Source organism: Thalassotalea montiporae (assembly GCF_053485855.1).
Map to the genome: position 1 here is coordinate 31598 of NZ_JBQRUO010000007.1, position 25564 is coordinate 57161.

23 protein-coding genes and 1 pseudogene are annotated in these 25564 nt (G+C 44.5%); 8 read left to right on the forward strand and 16 right to left on the reverse strand.

Features of this window, described 5'->3' with window-relative positions; all coding sequences use genetic code 11:
• Positions 1-28: 28 nt before the first annotated feature.
• The 6 genes from spoT to ACSLUR_RS16505 all read right to left on the reverse strand — a co-directional run bounded on the left by spoT (position 29) and on the right by ACSLUR_RS16505 (position 7175).
• Positions 29-2131, reverse strand: coding sequence for a bifunctional GTP diphosphokinase/guanosine-3',5'-bis pyrophosphate 3'-pyrophosphohydrolase (gene spoT / locus ACSLUR_RS16480; RefSeq protein WP_115998596.1), 2103 nt, complete (start codon positions 2129-2131; stop codon positions 29-31).
• Positions 2132-2409: 278 nt separating this feature from the next.
• A complete protein-coding gene (rpoZ, locus tag ACSLUR_RS16485; protein WP_115998597.1) occupies positions 2410-2688 on the reverse strand; it encodes a DNA-directed RNA polymerase subunit omega in 279 nt (92 codons plus the stop codon).
• A gap of 54 nt (positions 2689-2742) precedes the next feature.
• Positions 2743-3372 carry a guanylate kinase gene (gmk, locus tag ACSLUR_RS16490; RefSeq protein ID WP_448556359.1) on the reverse strand — a complete coding sequence of 210 codons (630 nt, stop codon included), beginning with the start codon at positions 3370-3372 and terminating at the stop codon, positions 2743-2745.
• Between the two features lie 360 nt (positions 3373-3732).
• Positions 3733-4821 (reverse strand): flavin monoamine oxidase family protein, encoded by a 1089-nt coding sequence (locus ACSLUR_RS16495; RefSeq protein ID WP_448556361.1) that lies wholly within the window; start codon positions 4819-4821, stop codon positions 3733-3735.
• A 265-nt stretch (positions 4822-5086) separates the two neighbouring features.
• The gene (locus tag ACSLUR_RS16500) at positions 5087-6274 is read right to left on the reverse strand and encodes an amino acid aminotransferase (protein WP_448556363.1); all 1188 of its coding nucleotides are present in this window, start codon (positions 6272-6274) and stop codon (positions 5087-5089) included.
• A gap of 190 nt (positions 6275-6464) precedes the next feature.
• On the reverse strand, positions 6465-7175 hold the full coding sequence (locus tag ACSLUR_RS16505) for a DUF445 domain-containing protein (protein WP_448556365.1): 711 nt from the start codon (positions 7173-7175) through the stop codon (positions 6465-6467).
• Positions 7176-7297: 122 nt separating this feature from the next.
• Between ACSLUR_RS16505 and ACSLUR_RS16510 the strand changes: the two genes are divergently transcribed.
• A complete protein-coding gene (locus ACSLUR_RS16510) occupies positions 7298-8173 on the forward strand; it encodes a peptidylprolyl isomerase (RefSeq protein WP_448556367.1) in 876 nt (291 codons plus the stop codon).
• Positions 8174-8195: 22 nt separating this feature from the next.
• On the opposite strand, the gene ACSLUR_RS16515 is transcribed toward ACSLUR_RS16510, so the two are convergent.
• Complete coding sequence (locus tag ACSLUR_RS16515) at positions 8196-9107, reverse strand: alpha/beta hydrolase family protein (RefSeq protein WP_448556370.1); 912 nt, start codon at positions 9105-9107, stop codon at positions 8196-8198.
• A gap of 198 nt (positions 9108-9305) precedes the next feature.
• Between ACSLUR_RS16515 and ACSLUR_RS16520 the strand changes: the two genes are divergently transcribed.
• From ACSLUR_RS16520 to ACSLUR_RS16530, 3 genes are all read left to right on the forward strand, one after another.
• Entirely contained in the window at positions 9306-10661 is a 1356-nt protein-coding gene (locus ACSLUR_RS16520; protein WP_448556372.1) for a DASH family cryptochrome, read from the forward strand.
• Positions 10662-10723: 62 nt separating this feature from the next.
• Positions 10724-10876: a DUF2256 domain-containing protein gene (locus ACSLUR_RS16525; RefSeq protein WP_448556374.1), complete on the forward strand. Its 153-nt coding sequence runs from the start codon at positions 10724-10726 to the stop codon at positions 10874-10876.
• A gap of 31 nt (positions 10877-10907) precedes the next feature.
• A complete protein-coding gene (locus tag ACSLUR_RS16530) occupies positions 10908-12518 on the forward strand; it encodes a cryptochrome/photolyase family protein (RefSeq protein WP_448556540.1) in 1611 nt (536 codons plus the stop codon).
• Positions 12519-12556: 38 nt separating this feature from the next.
• Here ACSLUR_RS16530 and ACSLUR_RS16535 read toward each other — a convergent pair whose 3' ends face one another.
• From ACSLUR_RS16535 to ACSLUR_RS16555, 5 genes are all read right to left on the reverse strand, one after another.
• Positions 12557-13246 carry a flavin reductase family protein gene (locus ACSLUR_RS16535; protein ID WP_448556376.1) on the reverse strand — a complete coding sequence of 230 codons (690 nt, stop codon included), beginning with the start codon at positions 13244-13246 and terminating at the stop codon, positions 12557-12559.
• Between the two features lie 100 nt (positions 13247-13346).
• Positions 13347-13562, reverse strand: a complete 216-nt coding sequence (locus ACSLUR_RS16540) for a TIGR02450 family Trp-rich protein (protein ID WP_115998604.1) — start codon at positions 13560-13562, stop codon at positions 13347-13349.
• Positions 13563-13588: 26 nt separating this feature from the next.
• Positions 13589-14149, reverse strand: coding sequence for a CIA30 family protein (locus ACSLUR_RS16545; RefSeq protein ID WP_448556378.1), 561 nt, complete (start codon positions 14147-14149; stop codon positions 13589-13591).
• Between the two features lie 91 nt (positions 14150-14240).
• Positions 14241-14714: a transcription elongation factor GreB gene (greB, locus tag ACSLUR_RS16550; protein ID WP_116015851.1), complete on the reverse strand. Its 474-nt coding sequence runs from the start codon at positions 14712-14714 to the stop codon at positions 14241-14243.
• A gap of 26 nt (positions 14715-14740) precedes the next feature.
• Positions 14741-15220: an NYN domain-containing protein gene (locus ACSLUR_RS16555; protein ID WP_448556381.1), complete on the reverse strand. Its 480-nt coding sequence runs from the start codon at positions 15218-15220 to the stop codon at positions 14741-14743.
• A 192-nt stretch (positions 15221-15412) separates the two neighbouring features.
• Between ACSLUR_RS16555 and dbpA the strand changes: the two genes are divergently transcribed.
• The 4 genes and pseudogenes from dbpA (at position 15413) to ACSLUR_RS16575 (ending at position 20292) form a co-directional block, all read left to right on the forward strand.
• Positions 15413-16798 (forward strand): ATP-dependent RNA helicase DbpA, encoded by a 1386-nt coding sequence (gene dbpA / locus ACSLUR_RS16560; protein ID WP_448556383.1) that lies wholly within the window; start codon positions 15413-15415, stop codon positions 16796-16798.
• Between the two features lie 159 nt (positions 16799-16957).
• Positions 16958-19327 (forward strand): annotated as a pseudogene (locus tag ACSLUR_RS16565) (Tex family protein).
• 143 nt (positions 19328-19470) lie between these two features.
• The gene (locus ACSLUR_RS16570) at positions 19471-19908 is read left to right on the forward strand and encodes a GNAT family N-acetyltransferase (protein ID WP_448556385.1); all 438 of its coding nucleotides are present in this window, start codon (positions 19471-19473) and stop codon (positions 19906-19908) included.
• A gap of 123 nt (positions 19909-20031) precedes the next feature.
• Complete coding sequence (locus tag ACSLUR_RS16575; protein ID WP_115998610.1) at positions 20032-20292, forward strand: HP1242/YdcH family protein; 261 nt, start codon at positions 20032-20034, stop codon at positions 20290-20292.
• 217 nt (positions 20293-20509) lie between these two features.
• On the opposite strand, the gene ACSLUR_RS16580 is transcribed toward ACSLUR_RS16575, so the two are convergent.
• The 4 genes from ACSLUR_RS16580 to ACSLUR_RS16595 all read right to left on the reverse strand — a co-directional run bounded on the left by ACSLUR_RS16580 (position 20510) and on the right by ACSLUR_RS16595 (position 25559).
• Complete coding sequence (locus ACSLUR_RS16580; protein WP_115998611.1) at positions 20510-21043, reverse strand: SEL1-like repeat protein; 534 nt, start codon at positions 21041-21043, stop codon at positions 20510-20512.
• A gap of 356 nt (positions 21044-21399) precedes the next feature.
• On the reverse strand, positions 21400-22434 hold the full coding sequence (locus ACSLUR_RS16585; RefSeq protein WP_448556387.1) for a DcaP family trimeric outer membrane transporter: 1035 nt from the start codon (positions 22432-22434) through the stop codon (positions 21400-21402).
• A 297-nt stretch (positions 22435-22731) separates the two neighbouring features.
• Entirely contained in the window at positions 22732-24630 is a 1899-nt protein-coding gene (gene acs, locus ACSLUR_RS16590) for an acetate--CoA ligase (RefSeq protein WP_448556389.1), read from the reverse strand.
• Positions 24631-24806: 176 nt separating this feature from the next.
• Entirely contained in the window at positions 24807-25559 is a 753-nt protein-coding gene (locus tag ACSLUR_RS16595) for an exonuclease domain-containing protein (RefSeq protein ID WP_448556391.1), read from the reverse strand.
• Between the last annotated feature and the right edge of the window lie 5 nt (positions 25560-25564).

The following is a 25564-nucleotide window of genomic DNA, read 5'->3' on the forward strand; positions in this document are numbered from 1 at the left end:
GTTAAAAGCTTTTGACGAGCTCTGTTTATTACTTATTGCGAACGACTTTTTGTACGTCGATCATCTTTTTAATTTTGCGAATAATTTCGGCTAAATGAACGCGATCACGACAGGTAATTTCCATGTCGATGGCGTATAAGCCAGTGTCTTTTTCGCCGGAATTCATCGAATGCACGTTGGACTCATTCTTTGCGACAACATTGGTTAGCGCCGCTAATGCCCCTTGATGATTAACAATCTCAACGCGAAGTTTAGCGATAAACTCTTTATCGATATCGCTGTCCCACTTCACTGGGAAAAGCTTACTCTCGTGCGTTTTAACGTTTTTACAGGTTGCTTGGTGAACAATTAAGCCTTTACCTGGGCTAAGGTAGGCCAAAATGGTATCGCCAGGGATTGGTCGACAACATTTACTGTAAGTCACCAGCATACCCTCTGTACCTTTGATTGGCATCTTATTTTTCGTTGGTACGGTTTCTTCGCTGTCGTCAGTAAATTCATCGGTTAAGCGGCGAGCTATACCAATGCTCAGGGCATTACCTAAACCTATATTAACCAGTAACTGATCTAAACTTTCATTACCTGTTTCGGCAACTACTTCAGCAATTTTCTCTTCTGAAATATCTTCCAGTTTGGTGGTACCCAGCGCATGACTAAGTAAACGCAGGCCAAGTGCTTGTGATTCATTTTCTTCTTGTGAGCGTAAGTAAGTGCGCACTTGCAGCCTTGCTTTTGCTGTTACCACAAAGTTTAACCAAGTCGCATTGGGGCGCGCCGCTGAAGAGGTGACAATTTCGATGGTTTGGCCCGAATCAATCGGCTGGCTTAATGGGTAAGGTTTGCGATCAACTTTACAGCCGACACAAGAATTACCCACGTCGGTATGTACAGCATAAGCAAAATCTACCGCAGTAGCGCCCATCGGCAATTCGATAATACGGCCGTCTGGCGTGAATACGTAAATCTCCTCAGGGAAGAGATCTGATTTTACGTTTTCGATAAATTCAAACGAGCTACCAGCACTTTGCTGCAGTTCCAGCAGACTTTGCATCCAACGACGCGCTTTCATTTGTGCAGTTGTGCCTGTGTCGTCACCGTCTTGCTTGTAAAGCCAGTGGGCGGCAACCCCTTTATCCGCCATTTGATCCATATCGTTAGTACGAATTTGGATTTCTACCGGAATACCGTGTGGGCCAATCAGTGAGGTATGTAGCGATTGGTAACCATTGGTTTTTGGAATAGCAATATAGTCTTTAAAACGGGTTTCGATTGGCTTAAATAGGTTGTGTACCGCGCCAAGTGAGCGGTAACAGTCGTCAATTTTTTCCGGCACGATGACGCGGAAGGCGTAAATATCCATTACTTCGTTAAACATCAGCTCTTTGTTTAACATTTTGCGGTAAATCGAATACAAGTGCTTTTCACGGCCAATAACTTGCGCTTGAATACCCGCTTCCGCTAAGCGCTGTTCAATTTCGCCCTGAATATTGTTAATAATTTCTTTACGGTTGCCACGTGCTTGCTTAACGGCAGAGCGCAGTGCTCGCGAGCGCATTGGGTATAGTGCTTCAAAGCCCAGTACTTCCAACTCATTTTTAATATCGTGAATACCTAAGCGGTTGGCAATTGGTGCATAAATCTCTAAAGTTTCACGGGCAATGCGGCGGCGTTTGTCGGGACGCAGTGACTCTAGCGTGCGCATATTGTGGGTGCGGTCGGCCAGTTTAATTAAGATCACGCGAATATCGCGGGTCATCGCTAACACCATTTTGCGGAAGTTTTCCGCCTGCATCTCTTCTTTGTTGTCGAACTTCAACTTGTCGAGTTTACTAACCCCTTCGACCAATTCAGCAACCGTGGCACCAAATTGCTCTGCCAGTTCGTCTTTGGTGACTTCGGTGTCTTCAATCACATCGTGCAGAAGTGCTGCCATTAAGGTTTCGTGATCTAAATGCATTTTCGCCAAATTTAAAGCAACGGCAACGGGGTGAGTGATATAGGGATCGCCACTTGAACGCATTTGACCATCGTGGGCATCGTGTGCCACTACATAGGCTTGCTTAAGTAAATCGAGCTGCACTTTCGATAAGTAACTGGAGGCAAACTCTTTTAATGGTTCAAATAGATACACTCAAAACTCCCAAAATAGGTTGACGAGAAAATTAGAGAAAGAGGGAAAACGCAGCTAAATCAACGGTTGAATAAATTTAACTCACGATATCGCTAGGATAAGCAATATTCGCGGCCTTGCCAAGGGTTAGTGAGGCCAGTTAAAGAGGAAAAGATGGAATTTTTGTTGCTGACCGATTGGCAATAGCAGACATAAAAAAACGCGCTGAAGGTGTTAACCATCAACGCGTTTCTGATTGAATTTCTGGCTAGACTTTTTGCTAGCACAGCAAAGACAAATTAGTCTTGCTGACCACCAACAATGGCAGCAACAGCAGCTAACTCAGCAGATTCTTGCTGAACTTGCTCGTGACGCTCAGCGTCATCCATAATTTCCGAAGAAATTAAATCTGACTCGATTTCACGTAACGCTAATACCGTTGGTTTGTCGTTCTCTAACTCAACTAGAGGGTCTTTACCGCCAGTGGCGATTTGACGAGCGCGACGTGATGCAACTAACACCAAGTCAAAGCGATTGCCGATTTTTTCTACTGCATCTTCAACAGTTACGCGAGCCATGTAGCTACTCCACAATGATTATTTTCAAAAATAGCCGCTTATTATAGTAAACGATCAATCATTAGCCAATAGATCCGTGAATAAATCTTGATGGGCTTGTGCTTGCTGGCTGCGCTTCAATCTTTGATTTTCAACGATCGTGGTTAGGTCGGCCAATGCCGTGTCAAAATCATCGTTAACGATGATGTAGTCAAACTCTTGATAGTGTGAGCATTCTGCTTGCGCTTTGGCCATGCGATCGGCGATCACTTCATCACTGTCTTGGCCGCGACCACGTAAACGATTTTCTAGCTCTTGGCGTGATGGTGGGGCAATAAATATAGATGTTACATCAGGGCGCTTCATACGTACTTGCTGGGCACCTTGCCAGTCGATATCTAAAAATACGTCAATGCCTTTCGCTAACTGCTCGTCAATCGCGGTTGCTGACGTGCCATAGTAGTTACCAAATACTTCGGCATATTCGTAAAATGCGCCGCTTTTGATTTGTTGTTCGAAATCAGCCTTATCAACAAAGTGATAATGAACACCATTTTCTTCACCAGGACGAGGATCGCGAGTGGTGGTTGATACCGATACTTGCAATGGGCGCGCTGAGCCTTGTTTCAGTAGCGCAGAAATTAAACTGGATTTACCTGCACCACTTGGCGCTGAAAGAATAAATAAATTGCCTTGCACTGTCATTTATTTCTCCACAGTTAGGGGGTCTACAGCAAAATGTAGCCGAACTATACAGAAGCTGTCGAAAAATGCCTAACTTTATGGCTAAAGCTTTTACAACTTAAGCCTAGGTTCAATAGGCATTTATAATCTCGGTTGTGTTAATCCTGTATTCCGATTTTGAAACCATCACTCATTTTGACCTACTTTATCTTCCGGCAATTCGTTCAGAAGTTAATACAGACAGTGGTGGTGAATAATGGTTAGTCACCCAAATGGTTGCTCTACTGAGAGATATTGTTGAATTTAGTCGATAGGTGTTGAAGTATTTTTTCCAAATACCTGTTGATCTAATTGACCTAAACTCAGCCCTAGCCTCTCCATTTAAAACAAGGTATTTACAGCTCTTTTGGCTGAACGCACTGCAACATGAACGCTACTCCAATCTGACATAAAACCATAACCGTCGCCTGCAAAATACAGTTTATCACCTACGCTTTTTGCAAGCCGCGTTATATTTCGCCAATGCTCTTGGTCGTGAATATAGCCACCCTTGGCGTAGGGTTCTTGACCCCAATGTTGAGAAGTTAGTTGTTTAAAATGTGATGAAGCTTGACCATCAAAAATTTGATCGAGCTCAGTTAACAGTTTATTTTGCAGCTCGGCATGAGAAAGTTTGCCTAGCGTTTCTGCTGGCTTGCCAACGGTAAAAAGACCTAATACGTGCCTTTCAGAGTTTTGCCCATAAGCTGCGTCGTAATATAGTTTTTGTCCATCTGCTTCGGGTTCAATATCAAAGCTGTACAAGGTTGGATAAAATTTTTCCGAGAATTCGATAAATGCTTTAAAGCCGTCCCAAACAGTTACTTCGTTAATCGCCTGTTGTTTTGAAGTTGGAAGTGGGGGCGTAAAGCCAATGTCGCCAGCTTGCAGTATTTTTACGGGCACAGTGACAATCACTTTATCCGCAATATGCTGCCCATTTTGAGTATCGACAACTACTTTTTGCCCAGAGTAGTTAATGTGTTGAGCGACTTGTTGGTAAGTAATTTTGTTACTAATTGAGGGAAGAACGTAGGTTTCGTAGAAGGTTAACCAAGTGTTGTTGATAAATTTTAAGTCACCACTAAAGCCCGCATCTTTGATCGATATTTGCTCGCCTTCGTGCAGGGCATTATCGGTATTTGGGTTATAAGCTAAGGTTGGAACATCAATTGTCGCATTAGGGGTGTTGACTATTTCGGCTAGAACGTTCTTTCCGGCGTGTATCCATTCAGCGCCAAGTGGTATCGGAAAATCGACAAAATCTTTATTGGTTTTTACCCTGCCACCCACAATTGAAGAGGCTTCAAGAATTTCAAAATCAATACCCTGTTGCTGCAACAAATAGCCAGCTGTTAAGCCAGCAACACCCGCACCAATGATAATGACTTTACCTTTAAATTTTGCTACTTGAGGGGACTTGCATGACATTAGAATCCCGCCTGCTGGCAACCCTATACCTAGCAAAGCACACATCTGTAAAAATTCTTTACGTGTCATATTTTTTATTCACATACTAAACTAATTCAAGAAGTACGTAGCTTGCTCATTATTCTTTAAAGCTATCGAACTTAAATTTCTCCAACAACCTCTGCAACCGAGCTAGCCAAAACTCCATAACCAACAAACCAATAAAAACAAAAAAGCTCGCATTTAGCGAGCTTTCCCATCTCATTAGTTATTACTAATATAGCGCTTAAAGCACTTTGGCAATAGATTGCGCTAGGTAATCAACATTTGCTTTTGAGATACCAGCAATGCTCATGCGGCTTGAACCGACCATGTAAACGCTAAATTCGTCTTGCAAGCGTTGTACTTGCTCTGGCGTAATGCCAAGGAATGAGAACATACCTTTCTGACGAACAATATGGCTAAAATCGCGTGTTACGCCATTTTCGACTAGCTTATCAACGATCATTTGACGGTTGCCGTTAATGCGATCGCGCATTTCTTTCAATTCGTCGTACCATTGATTGCGTAACTCGTCTGAGCTTAAAATGGTTTCTACTAACGCCGCGCCATGTGCTGGTGGCATTGAGTAAATTACGCGAACTACGTGCAATAATACTGAAGTAGCGATATCTGCTGCCGCTGCTGATTTAGCGATCACGGTTGTCGCCCCAATGCGCTCGCGGTATAAGCCGAAGTTCTTAGAACACGAGCTACAAACTACCATTTCTTCTACGCTATCTGCCATTAAGCGCAGGCCGTAAGCGTCTTCGTCTAAGCCGTCACCAAAGCCTTGGTAAGCCATATCTATCACAGGTAAGAAGCCAATTGATTTAGCTACTTCGGCAACTTGTTGCCATTGCTCTTGGCTTAAGTCCATACCACTTGGGTTATGACAACAAGCGTGCAACAACACAGCGTCGTCAGCACTAACTTCTTTTAGGGCAGCTAACATGCCATCGAAGTCTAGCTTTTTGTTTTCAAAATCGTAGTAAGGGTAAGTTTTTACGGTCAGGCTGGCTGCTTGGAACAAACCTGTGTGGTTAGCCCATGTTGGATCGCTCACCCAAATGGTTGCGCCCGCCTTACAAGATTTAATAAATTCTGCAGCAACGCGCAAAGCGCCAGTGCCACCTGGCGTAGAAACAGTGCGGGCACGGTTATTGGCCAGCACTTGATGCTCACCAAAAATTAACTCAGCCATTTTTTCGTTGAATAACGGCGAGCCGGTCGGGCCAATGTAGACCTTGGTATCTTCGGTATCGAAACGATGTTTCTCTGCTTTTTTAACACAATCTAAAATTGCGGTGTGACCAGCTTCGTTCTTATAAACGCCGACACCTAAATCAATTTTTTGCGAGTTTTCATCTTCACGATATTTTGCCAATAGACCCAGAATTGGATCTGCAGGACGTGGCTTTAAGCTACCAAACATGACTCCATTTACCTTCTTGTTTGCGGGAGAGAAATACTGCGAAAGGACAGTACGATTACTGCCTAAGCATAGCTATTTAGATGGCTAAATAAAAGCGAAAAAAGCAACTTTCGCTTATCGTCAAAATAAAAATAGCGAATGAAAATTTTCATCCGCTATGACAAACAGTTAGAGAATTGATTAAAGTGATTTAGAAGGTATTGGTTAAGGCGGCAATCAAGCCAATAATACCACCAAATACACCGCCCCAAACCACGAGCCAGCCCAAGTGTTTGCGGATCATATCTTGAATAATCTCTTTCACTAGCTGCGGGGTGAGTTCATCCAGTCGTTGCTGAATAATGTCGCTGACTTTTTCTTGCATATGGGCAATATTGCTATCGCCTTCTAAGGACTCACGCAAATTTGTATGAAAGTCATCGGTTTGGGTAATGTCTTTAACCGCACTTTTCATTTTTTCGATAAAGGGCTCACGCATCGGCTGTAGCGCTTCACTACCACCAACCATGGCCAGCATGCCGCCGAATTGAGAATTTTCAATCACATCGACCAAGCCATCAAATGCTGGGTTTAAATCCACTTTTTCAATCACTGGCTCTAAGTTAATACTGGCAGCGCCACCTTTGTCATCTGATAAGAAGCGGTCGATATTTTCCTTGGTGAAAAACTGCTTCATCATCAGCTCACGAATACCGACTTTGAAGTCTTCAAAGCGCGCAGGGATCACGCCAGAGCCATATAAACCGGGCACTTTTTCGAACAACATATGCACGGCTAACCAGTTGGTCACGGCGCCAGATAGAGCAAATAAGCCAATGGCAAAAAGAATAGGCTGTGCACTTATATGGCCGATGATCACCAGCACCAGTGCGATAAGGTTAGTGACACTGCTTTTGTTCACTTGCGATCCCTTATTGGTAGATAGTTTTCGATGATGGCAATGGTAGCAAGTCTATTGAATTGCTGACAATAGTTGCGCAAGATAAGTAAAAACAAGGCAATAAAAACTTAAGAAAATAGGCTATGTTGAAAAAACTCCTCACCAGCTTGGTAACGGCTGGCATTATGTTAGCGAGCAGTCAGACGCTTGCTGAAACCCAATGGCGTACCGTTAGTCCAGATAATTTAATGGTCATGACGCTGCCGCATGGCAAAGTTGTGTTCGAACTGGCACCACAGTTTTCACCTAAGCATGTTGCTCACTTTAAAGCGTTAGCCGCGAGTGGCCATTATGATGGCAATCAGTTTTATCGGGTCATTGATGGCTTTGTCGCCCAAGCAGGACCAGATGAAAGCGCGCCAGAAAACAAGGACAAGAAACCTCAGACCATCGCCATGGAAAGCGAATGGCCTTTGGCGAAATCACCTAAGATTACGCCAGTGCAATCGCCGGATTTATTTGCGGAGCAAACCGGTTTTAGTGGCGGTTTTGCACTCGCTAGTGATAGCGAAGCAAACAAAGCTTGGCTTACCCATTGTCCGGGCGTGCTGGCGCTAGCGCGCGGTAATGAGCCAGATTCTGGCAGCAGTCACTTTTATATTACTAATGGCCAAGCACCGCGTTATTTAGATCGCATTATGACCATATTTGGCCGCGTGGTTTACGGCATGCCACATGTACAAGCCATAACCCGCACAGCGGTAATTGAAGGCGAGGCGCCAGTCGATAAAGCGGACTTTACGCCCATTGTTAACATGGCCTTGATGTCGAGCTTGCCTGAGAATGAGCAAGTGGTGATCCAAGTAGAAGATACAGAATCAGCAGCGTTTGCTCAAAAACTCGTAGATCGTCGTAATCGCTCCCATGCATTTTTCTACAAAAAACCACCGCCCGTGTTAGATGTTTGCCAAGTACCAGTGGCAAGCAGAATCGTGCCCGCGAAAACCAATAAAAGCTAATAAAAGTTAATAAAGGTAAAGGCTAACGGCAATGTGTCGTTAACCAATCAGTGGTGCGTTTTGCTAGCGCAATGCGGTTCCATGAAAAACTATGATCGCCGGCCATTTCTAAATAGCTGGCATTAGTTGCCCCTTGCTGTTTAGCACTGGCAATTAAGTTTGCGCTGTCTTGTGGTGAAATAATCACTAAATCGCCGACTTGGTAGGTATCTTGTTTGCCTTGCACGATCAATACTGGCTGCGCTTTAAACTTACCCATTTGTGGCGCTAAGTGAAAGGTCTCTGCTTTCGCCTCTTTTAACGCATCAACAAATGAATAGCCTTTGAGCGGTAGCAATGGATAGCTCATGTAGGGATCGCTGGCAATGACACTAAAATCAGTAAGCTGTTTCGCGACACCGCCAATATCGGTTGGCGCAATCGCTAAGGTACATTGTGTGCTTTGGTTGATGCCAGAATAGAGCGCATTAAAGCCACCTAAGCTGTGACCCACTAGGCTAATTTTCTGGTGATCAATGAACTCACCGTGTGGAAATTTACCTGTGCGAATGAGTTTAATGACATTCGCCGTATCAGCCACTTGATTGGCAATGCCGTACTGACCTTCGGCGCCCCAAGCGCCGCGATAATGGAAAAAGATCACGTTAAAACCTACGCGGCGATAGACTTGTGCTAAGTCCAAGTTTTTCTCATTGCCGGGAAAGCCATGCAGTAAAATGATGGTAGGGTGTGGCCCTTTGCCATTCGCCTTGTACATGATCATTGGCATCGCTGAGCCATCTGATTCGATATTGCCCTCAAAAATGCTGGGTGGCGAGCTAAAGTCCACTTTGTCGAGATCTTCAACTACAGGGTTAAAGGTATTGGCAAGCGCACCAGTTGCTAGTGATAGCGTTGAAACAAACAACATCAAGCGTAAAAGTAAGTGAAGCATCTCATTGTCTCTTCTCTTAGTTAATTATTTTAGTCAGTTATTTTTCGTCCATTGAATTCACCATAAGCTTTGTCATTGAGATCTGCAACAGGAGTGGATTACCTAACAGTGAAGATTAATGTCATCTTATCTTGGCCTGACAACGTAATGTAAACACATGCTGTTTTAGCAAGTTATCGTCTGGGTAGGCATCACGTGATGAACACTGGCATATTTATTTTTAGCAATGATTTACGCATTCAAGACAATCGTGCGTTATTTGAAGCGGCGCGCCAATGCCAGCGGCTGATACTTTTGTATGTGATTGATGAAAGGCAAAATAACCACGAGCAGTATCAATGCAAGGCGGTTGGCCAGCATCGACAAGCATTTATTGCACAAGCACTGACTGACTTGGCGCAACAAGTACTTTTGCTCGACCAGCACTTAGTCATTCAAAAAGGTGCTACATCAGAGGTGCTGAAGCATCTGGTCACCGTTTACGATGTGGATACCATTTATTACTCGGCAACAGGCGATCACCGTCAACAGCGATTGTTTGCCCATTATCAACAACAAATCACGCCGATTAGAATCGGTGCTGGGAAAGCTGATGTTAAATGGCAAGGCATTTGGCAGCACACCTTGTTTGAGCAAGCCCAGTTACCTTTCGCGCTTGATGATATTCCCACAACGTTCAGTAAATTTCGTCGCCAGCTTGAGAAACAGTTGCCCGCCATTGCTAAACCACAGCAGCTTACTAGCTTGCCGCCAAGTCCTGAATTACTGGCTTTTGATTTAGGTAGTGATGCAGCCTTGACCGCGCTGTTAAACCCAGACACCACCAGCTTTTTTGACGGTGGTAGCCATGCTGGCGAATTACAGTTGGCGATTTATTTTCAAAGTGAACTGCCACAGCACTACAAAGAAACCCGTAATGCCCTTGATGATTGGTCGTCGTCAACCAAGTTTAGCCCATGGTTAGCTACTGGCTGTTTGTCGCCACGACAAGTGTATTGGGCGCTAAAAAAACATGAAGGTCAGCAAGGTGAGAACGAGTCAACCTACTGGATATTCTTTGAGTTACTGTGGCGTGACTACTTTCACTGGTTGGCACAAAAGATTGGTGCCCATTTGTACGCATTTACGGGTATGCATGATCACAAACCGCTAACGAGCTTTCACGGTGAGCGCTTTGTTAAATGGCAGCTGGGCCTAACACCTTATCCACTGGTTAATGCCATTATGCATCAGCTTAATGACACGGGTTATATTTCAAATCGAGCGCGGCAAATTACCGCTAGCTGTTTAGTTAATGAGTTGTCGTTAGATTGGCGTTATGGCGCCGCTTATTTTCAACAGCAATTAATTGATTATGATGCCGTGGTCAATTGGGGTAATTGGCAGTATATCGCCGGTGTTGGTGCTGACCCACGCGGTGGTCGCCACTTTAATCTTCAAAAACAACAGCAGTTGTTTGACCCCAACAATGAATATATTGCTAAGTGGCACGGTGAGCAGCTAGCGGAGCCGATTGATTCTGTTGATATGGTTGATTGGCCGATAGCCAAATAGCCAAATAGCTGTTAGAGCTTGGCTCACTATGGCTTAGCTAATAAAACATGGTGTTGAATGTAATGCATAGCAAACCGCATTTACCTTATAAAACTTGCCCTGTGTGTGATCGCCCGTTTTCTTGGCGCAAAAAATGGCGCAACTGTTGGGCTGAGGTGATCTACTGCTCTAAGCGTTGCCGTAGCAACAAGCCCCAACGAACCTTAACAGAGTGACGAGGATGTTTAGATGCCACTTCAACGTTTGATGCCTGAGAACAGCGCCAATGAAGGCGCTAACAAAGGCAACCCAAAAGCATACAAAGAACTTAGATTAATTTTAGGTGATCAGTTAAATGCTCGGCACTCGTGGTATCAAACCAAACATAGTGATGTCTTGTATGTGATTGCTGAACTCAAACAAGAACAGAGCTATGTGAAGCATCATGTGCAAAAGATTCAGGCATTTTTCTTGGCGATGTCACAATTTGCCAATGCACTTAGCCAAGCAGGTCATCAAGTCTTGTACCTGACCTTAGATGATACGCAAGATTTTCAAGATTTACCGAGTTTACTTACTCATTTACTAACGCGTTATCAATGCCAATGCTTTAGCTATCAGCGCCCTGATGAGTATCGCTTAGCGGAGCAATTATTTGATTTTGCTAGCCGTTTTAGTCGCCAAAGTCGATGTGTTGAAACAGAACACTTTTTCTTAAAATTCAATGAGCTTAGTGATTATTTTCAAGCCGACAAACGCCACCGTTTGGAAGTGTTTTACCGCAAAATGCGCAAGCGTTTTAATTACTTAATGGCGGGTGATGAGCCAGCAGGGGGGCAGTGGAATTATGATCAGGACAATCGCCACAAGTTAAAGCCCAAAGATATTGAACAGCTACCTGAACCACTTGTGTTTGCCAATGACGTTGCTGCGATCAATCAACGTTTGCAAAAGCACAATATTGCTCATTTTGGCGAGCAATCGGATCAATTGCTCTGGCCAGTTAATCGCCGTCAAGCAAAGGAATTACTGGAACACTTTTGTGCCAGATGTTTACCAAAGTTTGGCCAATTTCAAGATGCGATGACCTGCCAAGGGCAAGATATGATGTCCGATCGTCAGTGGAGCTTGTATCACGCCCGCTTATCGTTTGCGCTGAACGCGAAAATACTGTCACCACAGCATGTGGTAGACGCGGCAATTGATTACTATCGTGGGCAACCTGCACTTATATCGCTCGCGCAAATTGAGGGCTTTGTTCGTCAAATTCTGGGGTGGCGTGAGTTTGTTCGCGGTATTTATTGGGCGAATATGCCTAATTACGCTGAGCAGAATACTTTGTCAGCTAATGAACAACTACCAGCTTGGTTTTGGACGGGTAAAACGAAAATGAACTGTCTGCACCATGCGATACAACAGTCATTGCAGTATGCCTATGCCCATCATATTCAGCGTTTAATGATCACTGGTAATTTTTGCTTGCTGGCGGGGATTCACCCCGATCAGGTCGATGCTTGGTACCTTGGCATTTATATAGATGCCATCGAATGGGTTGAAATGCCAAATACGCGTGGCATGAGCCAGTTTGCTGATGGTGGTATTGTAGCTTCTAAAGCCTATGCTGCGTCGGGTAACTATGTTGATAAAATGAGTGATTACTGCAAGTCGTGCGCGTACAAAGTGAAAGAAAAAACAACCGATGACGCTTGCCCACTCAACAGCCTGTATTGGCACTTTATGACCCGTCATCGCGATAAATTTGGTACGAACCCGAGGCAGGCGATGGTCTATCGCAATTGGGACAAGCAGTCAGAGAGTCAGCGGGCTGCAATTCTAGCGAAAGCAGATCGCTTGCTATTGCAGCTTGATAAGCTGTGAGCCGCGTTTAAATCGCCAATAGGTTTTAATTTTTCTGGTTAGTTTTCGACAATCGCAAATTGCCCATCAAATGACGTCGATTGTTTGCCGTCTAATGTCAGGTTACTGACTGGTTTATCGGGTTTTGCATAGCTTAAGCGCGATAGTCGCTGGGTAACGTGATAACTGTCTAATCCTGAAATAGCCACAGTTTCAATGGTTTCAATATCGAGATAACCGTCAGCGCGTAGGGCATTTTCCGCAACGTGAATTTGTTGTATTTCACCGATAATAAACTCCGTGTTGTTGGCTTCGATTGGCTTAATATCAATTAACTTAACACCATATTTTAACTGACTTTCCCCAACAAAAGGGGCGTCGAAATCGGCAAGAAACTCAGCGCTCAGGCCGACCAAATCAAATTCACTTTGCTCTTGTGCATAACGTGCTGAGGTTTGATGCGCGGCTTGCCAAAATTCTGCTGAAACTTGGTTAACGGTAAACAGGCCGGTTTCAGTAATATTTGAAAAGGTATGGCGTGGCACTGAGTTCGGTCGCATGATTAACCCAATCAGCGGCGGGTTTGCTCCTAAATGAACGACTGAGCTCACAATCGCGAGGTTTAGCTGACCGTCAGCGTCTTGTGAGCCAATAAGGTTAGCACTCTTAAAGCCAGACAAGCTGTTGATCAGTCGAGCGCGGTATCTGTGCTCTAAATTGTTTAAATCATCACGTTCAAATGTTTTCATTACTGCCTATACCTATTGCTGTCTTTATACCTTGCTTACTGGTGTGGTTTACTGATGTCGATTATTGGTTTCAAATACTGCTGTAGATCATGGCCAATAGTTACTGCCAACCCTGACGCCATGTTGAAGAATCTTTTAGATCGCGCCAATTAATCGCTTGAATGCGTTTACTCATCACCGCTTGCAGTTCACAAAGGATTACTTTGCCGTCTTCATCAAATTCAACCTTAGTCACGGCAAAGTGCTTTTCTTTATTCACAGGTTGGGTGTGCGTCCATTTCGAATGGAGCAACTTACGTGGTGCAACTTGATTCATGCTAGAGAATGCGTTTTAACAACTGATTAGATAGCTTCAAGCACTTCAATCGCTTGCACTTGCAGTTTGAACTTGCCCGCGGTTTTATCGCCAATCAACAAGCCAACTTGTATGGCATCGCCAAACTTAAGTGGTGGCGCATCTTGAATATCGCGTCCACGAAAGCGTGGACTAAAATCATCCTCGGTAAAGCTGAGTTGTTGCCATTGGTTGGGTTTGGTGGTGAACTCAGCTACGTAGGCAGCACCTTGATAAACGTCGTGAGTCTTAAGGCGTAATTGATATTTGCGGCCGTCACCTTTAACAACCAAGCGAACCACGCCACCATTGCTGAAATCCGGTGAAATAACACGTCTAATCGAGGCAAAACCGCCGTTATTTGCCAGTGACACGTCACCTTCAAACACGCCATAGCCAAATTCGCCTTGGTCATATTGAAAATAAAAGCGACTGGTAGAAATACCGCCCATCACAGAGTCGTTAATGGTCTGCCAATGCTTGGTTTCGATATTGTCAAAAAGGATGTCATTCGCTAAAACTAGTGACGGAAATGCTGCGAGCAAAACAAGTACCTTGAAAAATTTCATTGCGATAGCTCCAAATGAAGCCTTGAGCTTTTTACTAGTACTGTTTTACGCGCAGAGTGCTTGGAAAGTTCAACGCTCCCTTGTTGACTGCTTACTTATACCAGATTTCGATCACTTCGAGATAACGCTCGCCCTCAGGGGTTTTAACTACCACTTCGTCATCAACTTGTTTGCCGATCAGTGCGCGTGCGACCGGTGAATCAATGCTAATTTCACCTTTTTTAACATCCCATTCATCAACCCCGACAAGGCGATAAGTAAACTCGTTATCGTCTTCATCAATCAGCTTGACCCAAGCGCCAAAGAACACTTTGCCTTCTTGCTGTTTTTCAGGGTAAACGATTTGTAGATCTTCAAGGCGTTTACTTAAAAAGCGCACGCGGCGGTCAATTTCTCTGAGGCGTTTTTTACCATAGATATATTCGGCATTTTCACTGCGATCACCCAGTGCTGCGGCCTCAGAAACCGCTTTGGTGACTTTTGGGCGCTCGTCTTTCCATAGGTATTTCAGTTCGCGATCAAGGCGTTCATAGCCTTCACGGGTAATGTAATTTGATTTTCGCATGGGTGCCGAGTTTATCTTAAAAGCAGTTATAACAGTAAATTATCATCAATTGCGGTAAAGCTATCAACCGCATTGACTAGGGTGTTGGCGGTTAGTTGCTCAACGCCAAACACTTGGGTAGTTACTTGATGTTTATCGCGAATATGGTGCATTAGCAAATCAAAGTCGCCATCGCCAGATAGTAAGATCACTTTATCAAGCTCAAGCCCAGCCGCAGCCTCCATTATATCGATGGTAATGCCGACATCCCAATCGCCTTTGGCGCTGCCATCTGAGCGTTGAATAAAGGGCTTGAGTTTAACGTTAAAACCTATGTGTTTTAGTGCTGTTTGGAATTTGTGTTGCTGATCATCACTGTGCTGTATTGCATAGGCATTGGCGAGCTGAATATCGTGGTCTTGGCTAAGCTGCTGCCAAAATGCGCGATAGTTAAACTGACGACCATAAATTTGGCGAGTAGTGTAGTAGATATTTTGTACGTCAACGAAAATCGCGGTTTTTATCATGAGGAGCGGTCATCAGGTTAAGGAAGTTTTTTAACGGTTACTGAGCATATATTGAGTGCAGTTAATAGTCGAATTGAATGCGGGGCTGATAGCGAAATTGCGAGTAGAATAAACACAGCGCATGTGGCCACTAGCTGATACAATTAGGCTCTAACAGTTATATACCCAAACCACTTTTAAAAGGGCATCGATTTGCAGTCAGCCAAGTTCTCAACCTTGCCGTTGAAAAAACCATTGTTAACTAATTTAGACACCTTAGGCTATGTCGAAATGACCGACATTCAAGCGCAAAGCTTACCGCTGATTTTGGCGGGTCAAGATGTGATTGGCCAAGCCAAAACGGGCTCAGGTAAAACCGCCTCATTTGCACTAGGGTTGCTAAATAAGCTGGATGTGAAAAAGTTTCGCGTACAAAGTTTGGTGTTGTGTCCAACGCGTGAACTTGCCGATCAGGTGGCAAAAGAAATTCGCCAACTGGCACGTGCGATCCACAATATTAAAGTGCTGACGTTGTGTGGCGGCATGCCGATAGGCCCACAAATTGGCTCGTTAGAGCATGGTGCACATATTATTGTTGGCACGCCGGGTCGCATTGAAGATCACCTTAGCAAAGGGCGATTGGATTTAACGCATTTGAATATGCTGGTGCTCGATGAAGCTGATCGCATGTTGGAAATGGGCTTTCAGCAATCACTCGATGCAATTATTGATTATTGCCCTGTGGTAAAACAGTCGCTGCTGTTCAGTGCCACTTTCCCTGACAAGATCAAGGCCATTGCGAGTCGATATTTATGCAAACCTGAGCATATTAAGGTGGAGTCGGTGCACCAAACCAGCACGATTGAACAAGTGTTTTATCAGGTGGACAGTAATGATGACCGATTAGATGCCCTAAGGCGCTTGCTGCTTGCTCATAACCCCGCCTCAACCGTGATTTTTTGCAATACCAAAGTCGCGGTACAAACCGTAGAGCAGGGGCTGCGTGATTTTGGCTTTAGCGTACTCGCGCTGCATGGCGATTTAGAGCAGCGCGATCGCAATGAAACCTTGATCCGTTTCGCCAATAAAAGCGCCTTAGTGCTGATTGCTACTGATGTTGCTGCCCGAGGGTTGGATATTGATGAACTTGAAGCGGTGATTAATTACGATATTACGCCAGATCCAGAAGTGCATGTGCATCGCATTGGCCGCACAGGGCGCGCTGGCGAAAAGGGTATTGCCTGTTCAATTTATTGTGACAAAGACACGCGCCGCATCGCCGATATTGAAAACTACCAGCAAATCACCATTAATACTCTGCCGCTGCCAGATAGCAGTGTGCTAGCCCAATCGCCCGCGAAAGCAAGCATGACCACATTACAAATTGACGGCGGTAAAAAGCATAAGTTGCGCCCAGGCGATATTGTCGGGGGCCTAACGGGGAAAACAGGTATTGCTGGCGATCAAATTGGCAAAATTCAGGTATTGGATGTGAAGGCCTACGTGGCGGTTGGCAACAAAGTCGCTAAGGCGGCGCTGAAAAAAATTAGCGACGGCAAAATGAAAGGCCGTAATTTTCGTGCCCGCATTTTGCGCTAGTCATATTTTACTTTCGCAAAGGTTTTCGGCTAAATTGCGCATGACATTCGCTCTGCGCATTAATGTTATCAAGCAAGCATATTGCCGTTAATTGAGTATATAATTTTCGGCAATATTTCGTTTACACGAACAGATGTTCAAAATTTTCAAAGGTTTTCTATGAGCCAGATTGCTCACCAAATCGCCCGCGAACTGCAAGTCAAACCATCGCAAGTCAACGCGGCTATTCAATTGTTAGATGATGGCGCAACTGTGCCTTTTATTGCCCGTTACCGTAAGGAAGCAACTCAAGGTTTAGATGATGGTCATTTGCGCAACCTGTCTACTCGACTAGTCTACTTGCGCGAGTTGGCAGAGCGTCGCCAAGTAGTGTTAACCAATATTGAGCAGCAAGGTAAATTAACCGATACCTTGCGCCAAGCCATCGAGCAAGCTGACAACAAAACCCGATTGGAAGATTTGTACCTACCGTACAAGCCAAAACGCCGCACTAAAGGGCAGATTGCTATTGAAGCAGGGCTCGCACCGTTAGCGGATCAACTTTTTGCTGATCTTAACTTAGTGCCAGAGCAAGCTGCGCAAGCTTTTCTCTCGGCTAACAAAGAGAATGTCGATAAAGGTTTTACCACTAGCGAAGAAGTGTTAGCTGGCGTGGTGAGCATTTGGGCAGAGCGCAGCGGTGAAGATGCTGAGCTACTGGCAAAGCTGCGTAATCACCTGAAAAAACAAGCGCATTTAGTCAGCAAAGTGGTTAAAGCTAAACAGCATGAAGCGGCGAAATATCGTGATTACTTTGCTCATCATGAAGCACTCACTAAAGTACCCGCGCACCGCATGTTAGCTATGCTACGTGGCAAGAACGAAGGTTTCTTGCGCTTAAGCATTGATGTTGACCCAAATAGTGATAGCAAAAGTTACTGCTCAGCACACGATGTGATTGCTCAGCATTTTGGTTTGCGTTTATCAAATCAAGCAGCGGCAAAGTTTATTGGCTCGTTAATCCAACAAGTTTGGAAGACCAAGTTATCAGGGCAGTTTGAAACCGAGTTTTTTGGCGCCTTGCGCGAGCAAGCCGAGCTTGCTTCAATCAAAGTATTTGCCAGCAACTTAACTGATTTATTGATGGCAGCACCGGCTGGTGCGAAAGTGACTATGGGCATTGACCCAGGGCTGCGCACAGGCTGTAAAGTGGCAGTCATTGATGAAACAGGCAAGCTAGTGCAAACCGCGACGATTTACCCACATGCACCGCAAAATAATTGGGATAAATCAATGCGCACGCTTGTAAACCTAGCGCGTCAGCAAAAAGTTGAGCTGATCGCCATTGGTAATGGCACCGGATCGCGTGAAACTGACAAGCTTGTCGGTGAAGTCATTGCGGCGTTTGAACAACACAAACCAACTAAAGTGATGGTGAGCGAAGCAGGCGCTTCTGTGTATTCCGCATCAGAATTAGCCGCGGCTGAATTCCCAGAATTAGATGTCTCTATTCGTGGCGCGGTTTCTATTGCTCGTCGTTTGCAAGATCCATTAGCTGAGCTGGTTAAAATTGATCCGAAAGCCATTGGTGTAGGGCAATATCAGCACGATGTTAGCCAAAGCGCATTAACGGCATCGCTTGATGATGTGATTGAAGATTGCGTAAATGCGGTCGGGGTTGATGTTAACAGTGCTTCGCCATCGTTGCTTGCACGGGTAGCGGGCTTAACCAAAACTATTGCACAGAATATTGTTGACTATCGCGACCAGCACGGTCGCTTCAGCGATCGCCGTCAGCTATTAAAAGTCGCGCGTTTAGGGCCAAAAGCGTTTGAGTAAGCGGCGGGCTTTTTACGTATTCGTGAAGGTGACAACAAGCTAGATAACACCGGAGTTCACCCAGAAAGTTACCCTGTGGTTGAAGCCATTATTCGCCAATTACAAACGCAAGTTGATGAGCTGGTTGCGAACCAAACCTTGCTATCACAGGCCAATTATCAAAACCTGCCAGCTAATACCGTTGGTGAGTTAACCTTTAACGATATTATCGACGAGTTAAACAAGCCCGGTCGTGACCCGCGCCCTGAATTTAAAGTGGCGCAGTTTAAAGAAGGGGTTGAAAGCCTTGCCGATCTTAAGCCGGGTATGATACTCGAAGGCGTGATTTCCAATGTGGCTAACTTTGGTGCCTTTGTTGATATTGGCGTTCACCAAGATGGTTTAGTGCATATTTCAGCACTGACTAACAAGTTTGTTAGCGATCCGCGTGAAGTGGTGAAAGCGGGTGATGTGGTGAAAGTGAAAGTGTTGGAGTGTGATGTTGAGCGCAAGCGTATAAACCTTACCATGCGTTTAGATGATGATGTTAAACCATCAGGTAAGGGACAGGCTGGTAACGCGCAACCTAGCCGTAAACATGAGGGTAACTCAAATGGCAAACCACAACATAAAGCGGGTGGTGCCAAGCATAAACCACGCAAAGAAAAGGCTCCTGCAAATGCTGCGATGGGTAATGCCTTTGCCGATGCATTTGCCAAATTAAAAAAATAAGCCACGCCAATTAGCCCGAACTCAGTGAAGTGGTCTTTCAAATAATGAACGGTCACTTCACTACCCCTTACTTTTCAACACACTCAAACTTAATTTATCAGCCGAACAAAGACTAATAATAATCAATCGAGAGGAGTACCCTGATGAATGGCTATCGTATTAGTTACCAATTAGCAGACATGGACTTTGAGGTAATACACGGTTTTATTTCAAGCAGTTATTGGGCAAAAGGAATGCCAGCAACAACATTACACAAGGCGCTAGCTAATTCGCTGTGCTTTGCAGTGCTTAACCAACAAGAGCAAACGCTTGCCTTTGCACGCGTGATCACGGACAAAGCTACGTTTGCTTATTTGGCTGATGTGTTTGTCCTAGAAAGTGAGCGAGGCAAAGGGCTAAGCAAGTACCTTGTTGAACATATCGTTAGCCATGAGGATTTACAGGGACTGCGTCGTTTTATGCTAGCAACACAAGACGCACATAGCTTATACGAAAAGTTCGGCTTTAATTCGGTTGATGAAAACGAGTCAAAATCTTTGATGCAGATTCGTGACCCTGATGTTTATTTGGCCAAAAAATAGCAGTAATAATTTGTGCTAGATCAATATCCTACAACGCACTCGGCGTAAACTGAAATTATCGATTAAGGACTTATGTTTCCTTATCACATGATTAATTTGAGCCTAAGTAGGAGAAGTTGAATTATGTTTAATGAAAAACACGATTTGCATCATGAATTTCCTGAGTTTAAAGACGCTATCCGCCATTTAAAGATGAACGATGCTCATTTCGCGCGCTTGTTTAAAGAATATCACGAGCTTGATCACGAGGTGATTCGCATTGAGCAGGGGGTTGAAAATACCTCTGATGAATATTTAGAGCAGCAGAAGAAGCAACGCTTACACTTGAAAGATGCCTTGTTTACCATGCTGAAAAAGCATGAGTCTGATGTAGCTACGGCTTAAAATTCAGTCATATTTTATCCTCTATGCTTTCCCAACCTTGTAAGTAAGCAACTTTGAAATTTAGCATTTTGCTAGGCTACCTTCGGGTAGCTTTTTTTATGCCAATACCTTATTGATGTAGGCATAAAAAAGCCCTAGCCGGTTGGGAGGCTAGGGCAAACGTCACTATTGATCCAGAGATATCAATACAACTAGTGATTGGGTTATATGGTGCTCTTTAGTTAGCAGCTAGCGCTTGGTTACTAGCGTAGTAAAAGCCGTCTTTTACTTCTGTTTTTGTACATAAGTGCGTTGGCTTTTTCGAACCTAAGGTTTTGGTATTACGGCATTTCATTTTCTGTGCTTTTGCACCGTACTGAGCTTGATAATCTTTTGCCTGCTCTTTTGCTAACGCTAAATAATCAGCTGGTAATTTTTCATCTAGCATGGCTAGAGGTTTCTTCCAATGTTTAGACTTTTGTTCATTAGCAACGGATAACCACGCGTAGCTTTTCAGTAAATCTTGCTCTGTGCCTTGGCTGTTTAAATACATAGTACCCAAAATATATTGAGCTTGTTTTTCACCGCGCTTTGCCACTATTTCTAATGCTGATAACGCTTTTTCGTAATCTTTCGCTTTGTATAAATCTAATGCTGATTGGTATTCGGCTTTGTAAGTATCGACTTCAATCAAATTGGCATTGTTAGCACTGGCAAATACAGATGTGCTGCTGATAGCTAAACCTAAAAAGATGCTGGCTAATTTGTTCATGGTGATTCCCTGTCAGTAAATGTAATACTTATTAAGTTGCACAAAGTGTTACAAAGGTTGTGCCAATCACAAATTATTTTTTAAGTAATTGAAATATAAGTAAATATATTTTATGTGGATAGCGTGATAAAACGCTTGGCTTAGGCGAGGATTCAATATTTGGTCAAATTGATTAAATGTTAGCGGGTAAGCGCACTTAAGGGCTTATTTGGTTGAAAAGTTTATTGTTGAATCAGTTAATGTGCTGATTTGAGTAGAATGTTTTTGGTGTTTGAAAAGAGGTGAGGAGATAAGCGCAGACTAACTGTGCTCGGTTATCTCGCCACCTAAAATAATCTTGATAGCTATTATCTGCTTTAAAGTACGTACTTCACCGAAAACTGTGCGTAGTCAGAATCTGCATTTGAATCTTTTTGTTCAAAGTTACCGACTTCAAACCCCCACGAAAGTTGCTTGGTAAGGTTGTTAAAAATATTGATACCCCAGTGAATACGCTCAGCGTCGGCAACATCAGTGGTTGTTTTGCCATAGAATACGTTGGTACGGTAGTCATCAACCCAAAAGTGGCGGTAGGCAACCATAAAGGAAGTAGACTCTTCTACTTCTTCGCCAACGAGGTCACGGGCTGCAACAACACCTACGTAACGACCTGTTTCGCCGCCATGGTATTGGAATCTAATGTCGTCGCGACCAAAGGTTTTTACTTTACCCGCAATACCATAACCAAAGGCAGATTCTGAGTTACCGCCAACCGTATTAAGCTGACGTGCTAGCCCTGCGACTGAAACATTGCCCCAGTCACCGGAGAAGGTGTATTTGGCGATAACATCAGGTACAGAATCTTGGCTAGAGTTACCGCGATCGGATTCTGGGTTTTCAATAGCCACTTGCAAGCCACCATAGGTGTATCGAATTTGCCCTTGGCGGATAAAGGCGACAGAGTTAAGTGGACCGGCAAAATCAGCAGCTTCAGCTAAAGCGCTGGTGTTCACAAATGTTGACCAAGTTTGCCCCACTAGGAAGTCTTTGTATTTAATGAAGGCGTGACGAATACGAGGGTTCGATGAGTTAGAGACAATTTCGTTGCCACCACCACCGTGAAAGTCCATTTCAATAAAGCCAGTAATATCGCCGTGAACATACTTCGTGTTGAAACGCGTTTCCGTTGCTCTAAAACTAAACCTAGAAATATCACCGACATTACCTGCGCCGACCCAATAGTCATTGGTAATACTGTTTACGTTGCCATCGACATATCTTGCATCGAGTTTGATATAGCCGCCGAATGTCAGGCTATCTTTGTCAGTAATTTTTATTTCAAACCCTGCGTTTGCCTGTGATGAGGCCGCAAGAATGCCTGCCACGAGTAGTGACTTGTTAGACGTTTTCATCTTGATCTCCCGTTACTATTAGCACCGAGACTTGGCTTGTTGAATCAATCTAGGGGCTAAGTTGCTTGTTGTAATTAACTGTTTTAGCTTTTTGTTTTAATCGTTTTTATCGTTAGTTGTTCTGGCGCTTTTGTTCAGTTTTGCCGTGTTAAGGAAGTAAGGCATACCGGTTGAGATAACGGGCGCAATATCGAAGCACAAGGTTGGGTTTGATTATCGTTATTGCGCCAGTGTTTTCTCGTAGGTGCGCTATTCCTTACAGGTTCTATTCTTCCAAAGTACTATTCTTCTAGGGTGCTACTCTTCTAAGGTACTAAGGTCACCTTCATCTTGCCCTAACGCACGGGCTTTAAGGACACGGCGCATAATTTTGCCAGAGCGCGTTTTAGGTAAACTTTCCACGAACTCAACTGCTTCTGGCGTCGCGATTTTGCCCATTTCATGAGCGACATGTTCTTTGAGCGCTAGTGCTAGGTCTTTTGATGGTGCAATCCCTTGCTTCAAAATGACATAAGTGTGAATGGCGTTGCCTTTTAGCTCGTGTGGTAGGCCAACGGCTGCGGCTTCACTTACTTCTGGGTGACTGACTAAGGCACTTTCAATTTCTGCAGTACCTAAGCGATAACCACTGACTTTAAGTACTTCATCCATACGGCCAATGACCCAGATATAGCCGTCTTCATCTTTTTTCGCACTATCGCCCGCAAGGTATCGCCAACTGCCATCGTCAGTTTGCTTCCAGTACAGATCTTGGTAGCGTTCAGGGTCTTTAAAAATGGTGCGTGCCATGCCCGGCCAAGGGTTGTTAATGACTAACTTGCCTTCTTCATTGGCTGCAACTTCATTACCATCGTCATCAACAATGGTCATTTCATTGCCAAAGAAAGGTTTAGTGGCCGAGCCAGGTTTTAGCGGGGTAATTGGCAGTGGGCAAATCATAAAACCGCCAGTTTCAGTTTGCCACCAGGTATCAATGATCGGGCATTTATCTTGGCCAATCACATGGTGATACCAACGCCACGCTTCTGGGTTAATCGGCTCACCAACACTGCCGAGTAAACGCAAGCTAGATAAATCATGCTTTTGCGGCCAGCGATCACCGAAGCGCATTAAGCCGCGAATTGCCGTGGGCGAGGTGTATAAAATATTGATGCCGTAGTTTTCAATAATTTGCCACCAACGATTTGGGTAAGGGTAGTTAGGTGCACCTTCGTACAACATAATAGTGGCACCATTAATCAGTGGTCCATAAACAATATAGCTGTGACCCGTTATCCAGCCGGGATCAGCAGCACACCACCAGCGGTCTTGCGGCTTAATATCAAACGCCATGCGATGGGTGGTCGAAGTGTAAACGGCGTAGCCACCATGGGTGTGCAGCATGCCTTTAGGTTTACCTGTAGTGCCTGAGGTATACAGAATAAAGAGCGGATCTTCCGCCGAAGTTTGCTCAGTTTCACACTTGCTACTGGCGATAGGCAGTGCTTTTAAGTCGTGCAACCAAAAATCGCGGGTTGGTTCCATTTCCACATCAAGCTCGTTATTTTTGACGCAAATACATACTTCAATGCTGGGTGAACGCATCATGGCGTCGTTAGCGATAGATTTTAGGTCAATCGCTTTGCCGCGACGCCAGCCACCATCGGCAGTGATCAGTACGCGTGATTGCGCATCATCAATGCGCGATGCCAAGGCTTCGGTACTAAAACCACCGTAAACCACTGAATGCACGGCACCGATCTTAGCGCAGGCGAGCATGGCAAAAACCAGCTCAGGAATTTGTGGCATATAGATGGTCACGATATCGCCTTTACTCACCCCCATGCTTTTTAGCACATTGGCGAACTGACACACTTCTCGGTTTAAGCCGTTGTAGGAAAAGTTACGCACTTGGCCGTTTTCACCTTCCCAAATAATTGCCATCTTATTGCGATTGGCGTTATTGAGGTGACGGTCGATGGCGTTGTCGACGATATTAATCTCACCACCATCAAACCACTTGTAAAATGGCGCGTTAGACTCATCTAACACACTATCCCACTTTTTGTACCAGCTTAGGGTGTCGGCTTGCTCTGCCCAAAAGCCTTCGCGATCTTCAATGGAGCGCAGATAAGTTTCTTCGTAATCTTGAACGTTCGCTTGGGCAACCACGTCTGCACTTGGGTGAAATAAGTCATTTGGCTTAGTTGTCGTCATAGTAATTCTCTGCCTGTTGAATGCTGTTTTATCGCTATGGTTTTAAGGTAGAGAGAGTTGGCCGATTTAGGAATTAGACCTAAGTCTAACTCTGAGCAAAATCGGCTTAGACTTTAGTCGTAGAAAGTTGAATGTTTATGACTGGCAGTTACTTATATCAGCTTTTTAATAAAGGCTTAGCGCAGTAATTTCGCTAGTGGTGTGCTGGGTAGATGATGATGGGCAATTTCAGCCAGCAGCAGCTCAGCAGTTGCGACGGCGTCATTTAACGCGTTGTGAGCATAATGGCTAGGCAGTTGGTAACTATCACGTAAATTGGTGAGTCGCAGCTCAGATGGGTCGTAGGCAATTTGCCTGCTATCTAAACGCCTTTTGGCAAGGGCTAAGGTGTCAATCACCGGAAAAATCGGTTCATAGCCATACAGTTGCTTACAGGCTTTAGCTAAAAAGCTTTGTTCGATTTTAGCGTAATGGGCGACCACTACTTTACCTGCCATAGCGGTTAGTAGTCGTTCAATGGCTGATGCTAGCGGTTCACCTTGTTGTGATTCTTGCTCAGTGATCTGGTGAATGATAACAGTTTCTGCTTTTGTCTCTGTATATGCGCTTGAAGTTATACTATCCGCGCTACTCGCTTCTGGCCGAACAAGATAATGAACACTTGAACTAAGCGCTATGCTGAGCTGTTCAATATCGACAAAGCCGGCACTCAGCAGTTGGCCAGAGTTTGCAGAAATAGCGGTAGTTTCAAAGTCTAAGGCGAGTAAAGGTGTTTCCTTGATAGTTTGGTTAGGCTCAGGAAAAGGTATTGAAAGAAAATCTTTTAACGGGCCATTTGGCACTTTGCGAGCTAGGCGTTCACGTCGCTTGTTGAGGCTAAATGGGTTTAGGCTAAAAAAATCAGCGCTCCAGAATTTACCTTGTTCCATTGGTT